13 protein-coding genes and 2 pseudogenes are annotated in these 13931 nt (G+C 70.0%); 4 read left to right on the forward strand and 11 right to left on the reverse strand.

All coding sequences use genetic code 11. The features are described 5' to 3' along the window. Positions 1-196: 196 nt before the first annotated feature. From H5J31_RS32410 to H5J31_RS32420, 3 genes and pseudogenes are all read right to left on the reverse strand, one after another. Entirely contained in the window at positions 197-1465 is a 1269-nt protein-coding gene (locus tag H5J31_RS32410) for an HRDC domain-containing protein (protein WP_181776481.1), read from the reverse strand. 68 nt (positions 1466-1533) lie between these two features. Next, a pseudogene (locus H5J31_RS32415) lies at positions 1534-2251 on the reverse strand (response regulator transcription factor). A gap of 1047 nt (positions 2252-3298) precedes the next feature. Continuing rightward, positions 3299-3862, reverse strand: a complete 564-nt coding sequence (locus H5J31_RS32420) for a DUF3000 domain-containing protein (RefSeq protein ID WP_181776482.1) — start codon at positions 3860-3862, stop codon at positions 3299-3301. A gap of 88 nt (positions 3863-3950) precedes the next feature. Between H5J31_RS32420 and hemE the strand changes: the two genes are divergently transcribed. The 4 genes from hemE to H5J31_RS32440 are packed head-to-tail and all read left to right on the forward strand — an operon-like array spanning position 3951 to position 8491. Next, complete coding sequence (gene hemE, locus H5J31_RS32425) at positions 3951-5024, forward strand: uroporphyrinogen decarboxylase (protein WP_181776483.1); 1074 nt, start codon at positions 3951-3953, stop codon at positions 5022-5024. Then, the gene (gene hemG, locus H5J31_RS32430; protein WP_181776484.1) at positions 5021-6400 is read left to right on the forward strand and encodes a protoporphyrinogen oxidase; all 1380 of its coding nucleotides are present in this window, start codon (positions 5021-5023) and stop codon (positions 6398-6400) included. Before hemE ends, hemG begins: the two co-directional genes overlap by 4 nt. A gap of 25 nt (positions 6401-6425) precedes the next feature. Next, a complete protein-coding gene (gene hemQ, locus H5J31_RS32435; protein ID WP_181776485.1) occupies positions 6426-7118 on the forward strand; it encodes a hydrogen peroxide-dependent heme synthase in 693 nt (230 codons plus the stop codon). Then, the gene (locus H5J31_RS32440) at positions 7118-8491 is read left to right on the forward strand and encodes a CoA transferase (RefSeq protein WP_407925078.1); all 1374 of its coding nucleotides are present in this window, start codon (positions 7118-7120) and stop codon (positions 8489-8491) included. Before hemQ ends, H5J31_RS32440 begins: the two co-directional genes overlap by 1 nt. 67 nt (positions 8492-8558) lie before the next feature. Here the strand turns inward: H5J31_RS32440 and H5J31_RS32445 are convergent, their stop codons facing one another. The 8 genes and pseudogenes from H5J31_RS32445 to H5J31_RS32480 all read right to left on the reverse strand — a co-directional run. Further along, entirely contained in the window at positions 8559-8924 is a 366-nt protein-coding gene (locus H5J31_RS32445) for a hypothetical protein (RefSeq protein ID WP_181776486.1), read from the reverse strand. Beyond that, the gene (locus H5J31_RS32450) at positions 8921-9733 is read right to left on the reverse strand and encodes a DUF692 domain-containing protein (protein ID WP_181776487.1); all 813 of its coding nucleotides are present in this window, start codon (positions 9731-9733) and stop codon (positions 8921-8923) included. Before H5J31_RS32450 ends, H5J31_RS32445 begins: the two co-directional genes overlap by 4 nt. After that, positions 9726-10661, reverse strand: a complete 936-nt coding sequence (locus H5J31_RS32455) for a TIGR04222 domain-containing membrane protein (RefSeq protein ID WP_181776488.1) — start codon at positions 10659-10661, stop codon at positions 9726-9728. Before H5J31_RS32455 ends, H5J31_RS32450 begins: the two co-directional genes overlap by 8 nt. Before the next feature lie 113 nt (positions 10662-10774). After that, positions 10775-11647, reverse strand: coding sequence for a TIGR04222 domain-containing membrane protein (locus H5J31_RS32460; RefSeq protein ID WP_181776489.1), 873 nt, complete (start codon positions 11645-11647; stop codon positions 10775-10777). Then, on the reverse strand, positions 11640-12509 hold the full coding sequence (locus H5J31_RS32465) for a TIGR04222 domain-containing membrane protein (protein WP_181776490.1): 870 nt from the start codon (positions 12507-12509) through the stop codon (positions 11640-11642). Before H5J31_RS32465 ends, H5J31_RS32460 begins: the two co-directional genes overlap by 8 nt. A gap of 74 nt (positions 12510-12583) precedes the next feature. Beyond that, on the reverse strand, positions 12584-13006 hold the full coding sequence (gene msrB / locus H5J31_RS32470) for a peptide-methionine (R)-S-oxide reductase MsrB (protein WP_181776491.1): 423 nt from the start codon (positions 13004-13006) through the stop codon (positions 12584-12586). A gap of 19 nt (positions 13007-13025) precedes the next feature. After that, positions 13026-13331, reverse strand: coding sequence for a hypothetical protein (locus tag H5J31_RS32475; RefSeq protein ID WP_181776492.1), 306 nt, complete (start codon positions 13329-13331; stop codon positions 13026-13028). Between the two features lie 66 nt (positions 13332-13397). Then, positions 13398-13931 (reverse strand): annotated as a pseudogene (locus H5J31_RS32480) (serine/threonine protein kinase); the annotation flags it as partial.

Below are 13931 nucleotides of genomic sequence, written 5' to 3' on the forward strand. Positions count from 1 at the left end.
GCTCTTCGCACCACGCTGCGTGTCGCATGTCGTGAGTGGCGAAGCGTCCTTCGCGTACCGGGTGAGGCGGCGTCGAGAAGGCGGCTCGGTGACGTGATCCGGCGGACGGCACGCGTGATCCGAGGGACGGCACGTGTGATCCGGCGGACGGCACGCGTGATCCGAGGGACGGCACGCGTGGTTGAGGAGACTTCCGTCAGGCGGCGGCGGTCGCGTGCAGGGCCTTGCTCAGCGCCGCCACGGTCAGCTCGATCTGCCACGGCCGGGCGCCGCCGTCGCCGAGGACCTTGGCGACGGCGTCCTCGCTCAGATCGGCGGGCGGACGCCAGCAGGTGCGGCGGACGAGTTCCGGCAGCAGCAGGTTCTCGACCGGCAGTTTGCGGTCCTCCGCGATCGTGGCCAGGGCCGCGCGGGCGGCCGCGAGCCGGGCGGCGGCGTCGGGATCCTTGTCGGACCAGCGGTTCACCGGCGGCGGGCCGTCGGTCTGCTGGGCCGGGGTCGGCAGTTCGTCGGCCGGGAGGGCGCGAGCCGTCTGCAGATGACGCAGCCAGCTCGCGGTGTACTTGCGCTGGACCCGGCCGCTGAACACCGGCAGCGATTGCAGCTGCTCGACGGTCTTCGGATCCGCGGTGACGGCGTTGATGATCGCGCTGTCGGGCAGGATCCGGCTCGGCGCGCGGTCACGTTTGCGGGCGAGTTCGTCCCGCGCCTGCCACAGTTCGCGGACCGCGGCGAGGCCGCGGGCGCTGCGGATCTTGTGCACTCCGGACGTCCGGCGCCACGGCTCGGCCCGAGGGGCGGGCGGCGGCGCGTTGCGGACGGCTTCGAACTCCTGGCGCGCCCATTCGAGCTTGCCCTGGTCGGTGAGATCCTGTTCGAGCTTCTCGCGCAGTTCGTTGAGCAGCTCGACGTCGAGGGCGGCGTAGTTCAGCCAGTCGACGGGGAGCGGACGCTTGGACCAGTCGGCTGCGCTGTGCCCCTTCTCCAGCTGGTAACCGAGGAGGAGCTCGACGAGAGTGCCGAGGGCGACGCGTTCGTACCCGGCGAGACGTCCGGCGAGTTCGGTGTCGAAGAGGCTCTTCGGGTGCAGGTCGAGTTCGGCCAGGCACGGAAGGTCCTGCGAGGCCGCGTGCAGCACCCATTCGGCGTCGTTGAGTACCTCCGCGAGGGGGCCGAGCTGACCCTCGAGCGGAATGGGGTCGATGAGGAAGGAGCCGGCACCTTCGCGGCGCAGCTGCACCAGATAGGCCTTCGGCCAGTACCGGTAGCCGGACGCCCGTTCGGTGTCCACGGCGATGGCCCCGCTGCCGCCCGCGATCTTCGCGCAGGCTTCGGCGAGGGCTGTCGCGTCGGCGATCACCGGTGGAGTTCCTTCGGCGGGCTCACGTAACAGAACCGGAGCACTGGTGTCATCAGTGCCGGTCATAGAGTCCGCCTGCGGTTCTCCGGGTCGGTCGCCTTCCATAGGTGAAGACCCTACGGGACGAGCGGGCCGCGCCTGGTCCGCCCGCCCCGCAGGGCAGTTCGCCTTTGTCAGCGGATCACGCCGGCACGCATGGCCAGCGCCACCATCTGAGCCCGGTCACCCGTGCCGAGCTTGCGCCCGATGCGGGAGAGGTGAGACTTCACGGTGAGAGCGGAGAGGCTGAGTTCCTCGCCGATCTCCTTGTTGGACTGGCCATCGGCCACGAGCTGCAGCACCTCGACCTCGCGCGCCGAAAGCTCGCGCGGGGTGTTGTCGGTGCCGGCGACCCGGGTTCCGGTGGCCAAGACCGGTGCGACGCTCGGGTCCGCGTAGACGCCGCCCTCGAGCACCCTGCGGACGCCGTCGGTCACAACGACCGGCGAAGCCGACTTGAGCAGGTATGCCTGGGCGCCGGCCTGGAACGCCGACCTGACCGCGTACGGGTCGTCCGATGAAGCGAGCACCACTACTCGAGGCCAGCCGTGGCTACGGAGTTCCGTAACCAGCTCGATGCCGCTGCCATCAGGCAGTCCGAGATCAAGGATCGCCAGGTCACAAGGCCCAGTGGCCTGTGCTCGCGCCCTTGCCTCGGCCACCGTGGCGGCCTCGTGGACGGTGCCCGCACCCATCTGTGCGAGTCTTGCTGAGATTGCCTCCCTCAACAGCGGGTGGTCATCGACCACCAACACGGAAAAAAAGCTCTTCCCGCGGATGCGGAACCATGCTCGCCGGCAATGAACCGGCTGGCGTGGATCGGACGGCCTGAGAAATGCCGACGGTAGCCACGTCACTACCTCCCTGGAGTCGGTCGTGCCCCCCGACCGGCACCGGGACTTTCGGCCGTTTAGCCGCGCCAGCTTTAGACCGAAAGTGGTGTCGTCGAAGGCACTGTAGCCGCACTGAGGCCTTCACGGGGGGATCGAATGGGTATCTATCTCAAACGAGTAGTTACTCAGGGAGTTCGTTGTAACACGATCGGGCTAGTACACAGCCGGTGGCTAACACATCGCCGAAAGAACACGATGCACTTCAGTTACCGGGGTTCAACCGACTGTGCAGATGGCCCGTGCACCTGCCGGTGAGTCTGCCCGGTACCCCTGGAGACCAGTGCTTCGGGTCGCGAAAACCCCCTCCGGCATGGGGCTTGATCAACTTCCCGGAGGTCCAAGATCGCTTCGCTCAGTGATGGTGATGGTGACGCTCCGCATGCGTCGCAAAGCGTTTCGAGGGTCGATTTCGGACAACTTGATCTTGTCGCTCACCGTGACACTCTGCGTAGCACGAACGGGGTGGTCCAGACCTCTGAACGGCCGCCTCCGCGCTGGTCGGCCCCGGTCTAGCCCATATGGCCGCGAAGGCGGCCTCGGCGGCGTACAGACGCTCTCAGCGCCTCGCGTCTGGAGTAAGTGTCGGCGCTTCGGAGGCTCTCGCGGGTCGATCGGAGTACGTGAAGGAACCCTTCGTTGCGATAGGCGCAATGAAGGGGTCCTTCACGTACTTGGCCGCGGATCCGGCGAGGGGAGCAAGGGACCTTTAGTATCGCTAGCTTTCCTAGCGGCGCTAGATCACCTCGGGGCACAAAATAACCCGAATGCTATGTCTCGATCAGTGGGAAGTCGGCGTGTCGAGTGGGCTCACCTCCCCCTGACGCCAGAGCGGCGGTCCGTGAAGGCCTCCTTCCCTACGCTCAAGGTAGGGAAGGAGGCCTTCACGGACCTGGGTACAGGGTGAGGCTGCGTGAAGGGGCCCTTCACACAGCGGTGCTGTGGCTGATGTTGCCGCTGAGGTCAGTGTGATCCCCGACGTGCGAAGCGAAGCGCGCCGAGCCGGGGTTCAGGACGACTGGCGCTGCCCGAAGAGGGTCACGCCCACCGGAGGCAGTCCGACGACACTCGCCATGACCTGACAGAAGGCCTGCCCGTGCGGCCGCAGTGCCGCGTCGATCGGCGTCCAGGACGCCCGCAACTCCAGATCGTCTGTACGCGCGGGGCCGGAGATGTCGCCGAAGCGGGCCGAAGACGTCTCGGTGACGGTGCCGCCCAGCGCCGTCCACTCCGCGCCCGAACTCTCCAGCGCGTCGGTCAGCCAGGACCAGCCCACCGCGGGAAGGAAGGGGTCGGTCGCCAGTTCCCGGTCGAGTTCCGCGCGCACGTACATGACGAGCCGCATGACGCCGTCCCAGCCGTCCTGCCCGTCCGGATCGTGCAGCAGCACCAGCCGTCCGGACGCCAGCACGTCCGCCGGGCCTTCGACCTCGCAGCTCACCGCGTACGACCACGGTGCCAGGCGCTGCGGAGGACGCATCGTCTCCAGCTGCACTTCGGGACGGGGCTGGACGGATTGCAACGCCGCGACGGCTTCACGGAAGAGGTCGGGTACTGACGTCATCGCGGTCACCAGCCGACTGTAAGACGCGATAGTCCGGTTCGGGGCGCAGACGCGCCGAGAGTAAGGCCTCGGAGCGCCCATGGCACCATGAACCGTGATGTCTCCTTCAGCTGCTTCTCCCGCGCAGACCGTCCCTGCGGCCCGGCGCGCCCTGCCCGGCGCGCCGTTCCTGGCCGCCGCGCGCGGCGAACACCCGGCCCGCACCCCCGTGTGGTTCATGCGCCAGGCGGGCCGGTCGCTGCCCGAGTACCGGGCACTGCGCGAGGGCACCTCGATGTTCGACGCGTGCTTCGACCCCGAGATGCTCGCGGAGATCACGCTCCAGCCGATCCGCCGTCACGGCGTCGACGCGGCCATCCTCTTCAGCGACATCGTCGTCCCGCTCAAGGCCGCGGGCCTCGACATCGACATCGTCGCGGGCACCGGCCCGGTCGTCGCCGAGCCGATCCGCGACGCCGCGGGCGTGCGTGCGCTGCCGGTGCTGGACCCGGAGCAGGTCGAGCGGGTCGCCGACGGCGTCCGGCTGCTGGTCGCGTCGCTGGGCGAGACGCCGCTGATCGGGTTCGCCGGCGCGCCGTTCACCCTCGCCTCCTATCTCATCGAGGGCGGGCCGAGTCGCAACCACGAGCACACCAAGGCGCTCATGCACTCCGAGCCGGAGCTGTGGCACGAGCTCGCCGGACGGCTCGCGGACATGGCGATCACCTTTCTGTCCGCGCAGCTCGACGCCGGGGCCGACGCGATCCAGCTGTTCGACTCGTGGGCGGGCGCGCTCTCGGAGCGGGACTACCGCGAGTTCGTCCTGCCGCATTCGGCGAAGGTGCTGTCCGCGGTCGCCGCGTACGGCGTGCCGCGGATCCACTTCGGCGTCGGCACCGGCGAGCTGCTGGTGGCCATGCGCGACGCGGGTGCCGACGTCGTCGGCGTCGACTGGCGCATCCCGCTCGACGAAGCCGTCCGGCGGCTCGGCGGCGGTGTCGTCCAGGGCAACCTCGACCCGGCGCTGCTGCACGCGTCCTGGCCGGTGCTCGAAGCGGAGGTCCGGCGCATCCACGCCGAGGGCCGCGCGGCGGACGGCCACATCTTCAACCTCGGCCACGGCGTGCTGCCCGGTGTCGACCCCGACGTACTGACGCGTGTGGTCGGGCTGGTGCACGAGCTCCAGCCGTGAAGACCGTCGCCGTCGTCGGTGGCGGGATCTCGGGGCTGACCGCGGCCTATCGCCTGCGGACGCTGCTCGGTGACGACGCCCGGATCGTCGTCTTCGAGGCGACGGACTCCCTCGGCGGGAAACTCCGCACGATCGAACTCGCCGGGGAGCGCTACGACGTCGGCGCGGAGGCCTTCCTCGCCCGCCGTCCCGAGGCGCTCGCCCTCGTCCGCGAGGTCGGGCTCGGCGACAGCCTCGTCCATCCCACCAAGGCCCGCGCGAAGATCCACGCCGGCGGTTCCGTGCTCGGCCTGCCGCCGGGCACGATCATGGGGGTTCCCGCGTCGGCGGACGCGGTCGCCGGGGTGCTTTCCGAAAAGGGCCGCGCCCTGGTCGAGGCGGAGTCGTCGCTGGCACCGGTGGAACTCCCGGCCGGGGACGTGCCGCTCGGCCCGTTGTTGCGGGAGCGGTTCGGTGACGAGCTGGTGGACCGGCTCGTCGATCCGCTGCTCGGCGGGGTTTACGCCGGGGGAGCGGACGGCCTGGGCTTGCGCGCGACGATGCCCGGTCTGGCGTCGGCGGTCGATCGGGGTGCGCGTTCTCTTACCGAGGGTGCGGCGTCGCTGATGCCCGCGTCACCGAGTACTGCGCCGGTCTTCGGAACCCTGCTGGGCGGACTCGGCACCTTGATCCAGCGGCTGGCGGAACTGTCGCGCGCGGAGATCCGGACCGGGACCACGGTGACGTCCCTGAACCGGACCGCGTCCGGTTGGGAGGTCGACGATCTCGACGCCGACGCGGTCCTGCTCGCGGTTCCGGCACCGTCGGCACGGCGACTGCTGGACGGTGTCGCGGGTGTGGCGTCGTCGGCGTTCGCCGAGGTCGAGCTGGCATCGATGGCGGTGATCGCGCTGGCGTTGCCTCCGGGCACCGTGCTGCCGGAGTCCTCCGGCGTGCTGATCGGAGCGGGGGAGCGGGACGCGGCCGGGAAGCTTTTCGCGGCGAAGGCGTTCACCTTCTCGTCGCGGAAATGGGCGCAGTACGGCGACGGCCCGGTGCTGGTGCGTGGTTCGGTCGGCCGGTTCGGCGAACCCGACGCCCTGCACGCGGATGACGACGAACTCGTGCGTGTCGTCCGAGACGATCTCGCCCGGCTGACCGGCGTCACCGCGGTGCCGATCGAAACCCGGGTGACCCGCTGGGGCGGCGGGCTTCCGCAATACGGCACCGGTCACCTCGAACTCGTCGAGCGGATCGAACGTGCCGTCGCGGACGTTCCGGGGCTCGCTGTGGCGGGTGCGACGTTGCACGGTGTCGGGCTCCCGGCCTGTATCGCCACCGCCGACGCGGCCGCCCGCCGCATCGCCGGGATCACACCGACCCACGAAGGCTCCTGAGCACCGGCAGTGCCAAGATGGCGGTATGGCGCGGCTGAACTACAACGAGCTCAATGACACCATCCGCTACACCGCCTGGTCGGTCTTCCGGGCCGAGCAGGGCAAGCTCGGTGAGGACCGCGCGCAGGCGACAGCGGAGACCACCGAGTACCTCGACGCGCTGGAGGCCAAGGGCGTCGTGGTCCGCGGGCTCTACGACCTTTCCGGGCTGCGCGCCGACGCCGACTACATGGTCTGGTGGCACGCCGAGGAGATCGAGCAGGTCCAGGCGGCCTACAGCGGTTTCCGGCACACGCCGCTCGGCCGCGCCTCGGTGCCGGTGTGGAGCCAGGTCGCGCTGCACCGTCCGGCGGAGTTCAACAAGAGCCACATCCCGGCGTTCCTCGCCGGTGAAGAGGCCCGCAAGTTCATCTGCGTCTACCCGTTCGTGCGCTCCTACGAGTGGTACCTGCTGCCGGACGACGAGCGCCGCAAGATGCTCGCCGACCACGGCAAGGAGGCCCGCGACTACCCGGACGTCCGTGCCAACACGGTCGCGTCGTTCGCGCTGGGCGACTACGAGTGGATCCTCGCGTTCGAGGCCGACGAGCTGCACCGCATCGTCGACCTGATGCGTCACCTGCGCGGCACCGAGGCCCGCCTTCACGTGCGCGAAGAGATCCCGTTCTACACCGGGACGAAGGTGGCACCCGCCGAGCTGATCGCCCTGCTGCCCTAGTGAGCGCATCAGTGGACGCCCGCGTCTGGACCACGCTCACCGGCGAAACCCTCGCCGAAGACGCCGTCGAGGTCACCGGCCCTGAGTCCGTGCTTCCCGGCACCTTCCGCGTCGAGGAAGCGGCGACGACGAGCATCGCCGCGGCGACACTGGCCGCCGGGGAACTGTTGCGGGTGCGGGGGATCGAGCCCGGCCGTGTCTCGGTCGACACCCGGCACGCGGCGGCGTCGTTCCACAGCGAGCAGTACATCCGCGTCGACGGGGAGCCGGTGCCGTTCAGCGCACCGCTGTCCGGCGACTACCGCGCGAACGACGGCTGGGTGCGGCTGCACTGCAACTATCCGCGCCATGTGTCGGCCGTGTGCTGGGGTCTCGGCGTGCCCGCGACGCGCGCGGCGTTCGAGAAGGTCGTCGCGGCCAAGTCGAAGTTCGAGGTCGAATCGGCGGTGGTCGGTGCCGGCGGTGCCGCGGCCGTGCTGCGCACCCGCGAGGAATGGCTGGCGCACAAGCAAGGACAGGCGTCGTCCGCGTTGCCGATCGCCGAGATCCGGCCGCTGGGACCGTCGGAACCCCGGCGGCTCTTCGACTCCGACCGGCCGATGGGCGGTGTGCGGGTCCTGGAACTCACGCACGTCATCGCCGGCCCGGTCGCCGGCCGGGTGCTCGCCGCGCACGGCGCGACCGTACTGCACGTCGGTTCGGCGAACCTCCCGACCGTCCCGCCGCTGGCGGTCGACACCGGGATGGGCAAGCGTTCGGCGTACGTCGACCTGGAGTCCGAGGCGGGCCGCGCGCGGCTGCGGAAGCTGGTCGCCCGCGCCGACGTCGTCCTCCAGGGATTCCGGCCGGGGTCGTTGGTGGCCAAGGGTTTCTCACCCGAAGCGCTCGCCGAACTCCACCCCGGGATCGTGGTCGCGGACCTGTCGGCCTACGGCTGGGAAGGGCCGTGGGCGCGCAGGCGTGGCTTCGACAGCCTCGTGCAGATGGCTTCGGGGATCGCCGACGAAGGCGGGAAGGCCGCCGGGATCGACGGCCCGGGACCGCTGCCGGTACAGGCACTCGACCACGCGACCGGCTGGCTCACCGCGGCGGCGATCATGACCGCGCTGCGCCGGGCGATGACCGAAGGCGGGAGCTGGCACGTCCGGACCTCGCTCGCCGGGACCGCACACTGGCTGGATTCGTTGGGGCGCAAGGAATCCGGCCCCACCGGGTTCGACGGCTCCGAATGGCTGGAGGACGCCGACGGTCAGCTCGGGCGGCTGACCCGGGTCAGGATGCCGGGCGTGCTGCCGGGTGCGAATCCACAGTGGACAGAGGCGACGCATGTGCCGGGCAGCGATCCGGCCTCGTGGAACAACACGGGCGTCTGACCCGATCGTGAGTGACCGGGGTCCGTGAAGGCCTCCTTGAGGGACCCAGAGTCCCTCAAGGAGGCCTTCACGGACTTCCAGGCCGTCCGCCGGGGAGTCGTAGCCGGCTCAGCAGCCCGCGCTTCGGCTTCGGCACTTCGCCACGCTCGACGAGCCACGCGCCGAAGGCGTCCGCATAAGCCCGCGCGCGGATCGCGTCGGTCTTCGGATGGCTCGTCGCGTACTCGCGGAACAGCGCGGCGAACCGTTCGCCGAGGGCTTCCGCGAGGTCGGGCCGCAGGTAGGCGGCGAGCCTGCTTTGCTTGTTCCGCAAGACGTCGGCTTCGATGCGGAGCCTGTCCGCGTCGAAGCCCGCCGGGGCGTCACCGCCGGCGAGGAGTGCCTTGAGCAACTCGGTCTGTTGTTCGGCGAGCCGCTCGCGGGGGGAACTCACGGCGAGACCGCTTCCCGTAGCGCGGCCAGTTCCGCCGCCAGTTCGCTGTCGGGCGGATAGTCGTCGTCGCGTTCCAGCAGGACACCGGGCGGCTCGGTGCGCCGCCGCAGTTCGCGCAGCAGGTCCAGTACCTCCGGGACCACCGGATGCGCGTGCGTGTCGTGGTAGACGCCGTCGCGTTCGATGCCGCCGGCCATATGCGCGTACGCCAGCCGCTCCCAGGGGATTTCGTCGAGGAATCGTTCGGGATCGGTGCCGAGGTTGCGGGCGTTGGCGTACAGGTTCGCGACGTCGATGATCAGCAGGCAGCCGGTCCGCTCCGTCAGTTCCCGCAGGAACTCCGACTCGGAGAACTCCGCGTCCGGCCATTCCAATACCGCCGCGATGTTCTCCAGCGCGAACGGCGCGTCCACAATGGACTGCGTCAGTCTGACGTTGTCCACCAGGACGTCGAGCGCCTCCCGGGTGCGGGGGAGCGGCATCAGGTGACCGGAGTCGAGACCGCCCGCGCGCACGAAGCACACGTGGTCGCTGGCCATCGGCGCGCCGAGTTCGCGGGTGACCTCCGCGAGGTGCTCGACGCGTGCGGTGTCCAAGGGCTCGGCTCCGCCCAGAGACAGCGAGACCGCATGCGGCAGGACCGGGATTCCCTTGTCCTGCAAGGAGACCAGGGTTTCGGGGAGATGCCCGGCGTGCAGGTTCTCCGCGACGACCTCGACCCAGTCGACGCCGGGCAGCCGCGCGATCGACAGGTCCAGCTCTTCCCGCCAGCCGATCCCGATCCCGAGGCGCTCCGGCCGGTCAGCCACCGCAACCCCCGCCACCACCGCAGGAGCTGCCACCGCCGCCGCACGAGCTTCCGCTGCTGCACGTGGAACCACCGCCGCCGCCCGACGAGCCACCGCCGAAACCGCCCGAGATCGGAGGCGGGATCAGCGCCGCGCTCAGTTCTTCGTCCGGATAGAAGGCGAGCCCGCCGAGCGCGACCGCGACGGCGGCGCCACCCAGCATCGCGCCGCCTGCCGCGCCGCCCATGGCGGGCGCGTTGGGGATGCCGCGTTTGCGCTCCCGCGCGAGGTCGGCGTTGGCCCGGCCCAGGATCCGGTTCCCGTCACTGGTCGGGCGCGGGCCCGACCGCTTGTTCTTGACGGCCCGCGCGACCAGCGTCGCGAACGTGGCCGCGATCAGCAGCGGGATCAGGAAGCCGACCGGGCGGTCCGCGGAGATCCCGGCGATCAGGCGCACCACGCCGAGGACGAGGACCGCGAGGTACAGGAAGAACACGACCCGGCGGATCTGCGGTGCCCGGTTGGCGACGACCAGCCCACGCGCTTCCAGATTCTGGGCGAGCGCCTGCATCGGCCCGGACATCCGCAGTCGGTCGCGGATCCCGCGGGTCGTGGAGTTGTGGCCCGGTTTGGCGGCCTTGGCGACGGCCCGCTCGATGGCGTCGGCGGGCTCGGGGCCGGCCAGCTGCAGCTTCTTCGAGCTGCTGACCCGGAGCGTGCCGCGGTCGACCAGTGCCGCGATGGCCGCGTCGACCACGCGATCCGGGCCACCTGCGAGATAGGCGAGTTCGTAGACGGTCGGCTGCGGTCCGCTCACGGCGGCGCGTGGCGCCTTGCGGCCCAGCTTGACCGCGATGGTCCACAAGAGACCGATGACCAGCGGCAGCACGATCAGTGCGGCGTAGATCGCCAGGAAAGTGGGTCCGGGGATGCCCCAGGTGTCTTCCATCGCACGGGCCTTTCACGAGCAGGTGCACTTACCGTAGTCGGACGCTTTTCCGTCCGGTCGTGGTTCCGTGATTCGAACAGCCGGAGTGGGCTTCCGTGACGGCAGTTGGACCGTCAGCCACCGCAGCTTCCACCGCCGCCTCCGCTGTCACCGCCGCCGTCACCGCCGCCGGCCGAACCGCCGGAACAGGAGTGGCCGCCGCCTCCCCAGGTGCCGATCCCGCAGGCCGACATACCGGCGGCGGGGAAGACGAGATTCCGGGACAACGCGGTGGCGAAGCCGGCGTCGGGATACGCGGCGAGCCCGGTGAGGGCGACCACGCCGGCGGCGCCGGTGACGAGACTCCGGTCCCGCCGGGCTTCGGCCAGCGCCCGGCGTCCGGCGGCGGTCGTCCTGCCCCGGTACCGCTTACGGCCGAACAACGCGGAGACGACCGTGCCGGCGACCACAGCGAAGAGCAGCGTGATCAGGAGACCGACGGGACGATCCAGTGCGAGGCCGTTGACCAGCCGGAGCACGCCGACGACCAGCAGGAGCACATACGCGCCGAGCGCGACGAGCCATCCTGTCCGACGGCGTCCTTCCCGGACGAAAAGGCCGCGCCGGGCCAAGTCCTGGTGAAGCGCCCGCATCGCCGGGCCGCGGCCGAGCACTTGGCGCAGGTGCCGCCCCTGCTCCCGAGGCAAGTAGCGGACCAGCTCCCTGCCGATCGGATCGACCGGTTCGAGCGGGGTCCGGTAGAGCCTGCCCGATCCGGCGATCCGGACCTGCTCGCGTTCCAGCAGGGCGGCGATGACGGTGTCGGTGACGCGATCGGCGCCACCCGCCAGCGCGGCGACGTGCTGAACGCTCGGCAGCCTGCCGCCATCACGGAATCCGCGGCGCAGCCACAGCGCGTACAACCCGGCGAGGGCGAAGGGTACGACGGCGCACGCGGCGTACAGCCACGCGAAATCCGGTCCCGAGATGCCCCAGGGATCAGCCACCGCAACCACCTCCGCCACCGCCACCGCCACCGCCACCGCAGGATGAACCGCCGCCACACGAGGAGCCGACGGCGTAGGAAGCGCCGCCCCCGCCTGTGCTCCCCACCGCAGTGGACGTGCCGCCGCCGGTCCTGACCAGCGTGTTCGCGAGAACCGGGTCGGGGAAGGCCCTGAAGCCGTACAGGGCCACCCGTCCTTGCGCGCTCCTGGCCAGGTCACGGTCCCAGTCGCCATAGCGGAGGGCCAGCTCGCCCGCTGTGGTCGCGCGACCGGAGCGGTCCGGCCACTGCAGCCATCCGGTGAGGGCGACGGCCGCGAGCACGGCGCCCAGCAGCACGACGAGGATGTCGTACGGCCGATTCAGCCGCACGGCGTTCGCCAGCCGCGCCACTCCCAGGGCGAAAAGGGCCAAGTACGCGGCCATCGCGCACAGCCAGGTCGCGCGGCGGTGCTTTTCGCTGACCAGCAGACCTCGCCGCCGCAGGTCGGCGTGCAAACCCAGGACGACTTCGTGCCGTGCCATCCGGGAGCGCAGGGCGCGAATGCCGAGTCCGGCGCCGTGGACTTGCGACACGACCGCGCGCTCGAAGGGATCGGCCGGAGCCGGCTTGACCGGGTACAGGTTCCCGCGGCCGTCGAGCCGGAGGCCCTGCCGCCGGATCAGGCCGGCGACGGCGGTGTCGATGACCCTCGGGGTGCCGCCCGCCAGTGCGGCCAGGTGGTAGAGGCCCGGTACCCGCCTGACACCGGTGTCGCGGCTTAGCCACAGGATGTTCAGCCAGGCCAGCGCGATGGGCAGGACGGCGAAGATGCCGTAGAACCAAGCGAAACCCGGTCCGGAAATACCCCAGGGGTCGTTCATATGACACCGCCCTCCCCGACGCTGCTCTGTTCATGGAGAACGCGTCGAGAAGGGCGGTGGTTCGCTTCGGTTGGTTACGACTCGGGAACGAGCGTCAGGGAGATCGAGTTGATGCAGTACCGCTGATCCGTCGGCGTGGCGTAGCCCTCGCCTTCGAAGACGTGCCCGAGGTGGCTGTGGCACGACTTGCACAGCACCTCGATCCGGCGCATCCCCATCGCGGTGTCCTCGCGAAGGAGGACGGCGTCGGTGTCGGCCGGGTCGTAGAACGACGGCCAGCCGCAATGGCTCTCGAATTTGGTGTCGCTGCGGAACAGCTCGGCGCCACAGGCCCGGCACTGGTAGACGCCGGTGGTCGCGGTGTCGGTGTACTCCCCGGTGAAGGGGCGCTCGGTGCCCGCCTGGCGGAGCACGGCGTACTCGTCGGGGCTGAGCTGTTCCCGCCATTCCTGCTCGGACTTGACCACGCGCGGCGTGGCTCCGACAACGGGTTTCATGCCTTTCACCGGTTCCACGTTACCCCGCGAGCCAGGTGAGGGCCCGGCCGATGATGTCCCATGCGGTGACCATCACGCCGAGCACGATCAGGATCACGACCAGTGCCGAAACCCACCAGCGCAGACCGCCGAGCCGGTTGCTGGATTCGGCGAAATCGGAGACACCGTCGATACACGCTTCCACGGTGAAGTTCGGGCCGCACCGTTCGATGCGGTCCAGATGCTCGGCGAAGGCTCGGGCTTCGGGGTCGTACGGGTCGAGGCCTACCAGGTCCTCATCGAAACGAGGGTGCTGGCCAGGTCCGAAAGGTCCGCTATCGGCCATACGAGCCACAGTAAGCCAAGTCCGGCGTTTGGCACACCACCGGCGAGTGTGTTGTCGGTCTTGCCGTTATCCCTGGCTACCCTGCGCGCCGCGGGTGTCACCGGCGATCAGCAGCTGGCCGCCGCTGTCGAGGACGCGGACGGTTTTCGACTCGGAGCTTCCACCCTTGAAGCTGAGGTTGATCGAGATGTCGACCGAACCGTCGGGGTTGTTGCCCTTGCCCGCGTTGGCGCCCTTGTAACCGCTGAGTTCGTTCGCGGCCCAGTACTCCTGGAACTTGGCCTGGTCGCCGTAGAAGGCTTGGGCGTCCGGGGTGAGCATCGCCCAGCCTTCGGGGGTGCCGGCCTTGCCATAGAAATCGACGACGCGGCGACCGCCGGCGCCCCAATCGACCTTGCCGCCGCTGGGCGGCGCGGACGACGAGGGCGCGCTGCTCTTGGAACCACTCTTCGACGGCGTCGCCGGAGCGGAGGTCTGCGGGTTGGCACCGGCGTTGTCGCCACCCTGGTTGTTGTTCGCGCCGTTGCCGGAGTTCAGCACCAGGAAAACGATCACGGCGATCACGACGACGGCGGCGCCGGCGCCCGCGAACAGGACGGC

It is taken from the genome of Amycolatopsis pittospori, assembly GCF_013870525.1.
Lineage (GTDB): Bacteria > Actinomycetota > Actinomycetes > Mycobacteriales > Pseudonocardiaceae > Amycolatopsis > Amycolatopsis pittospori.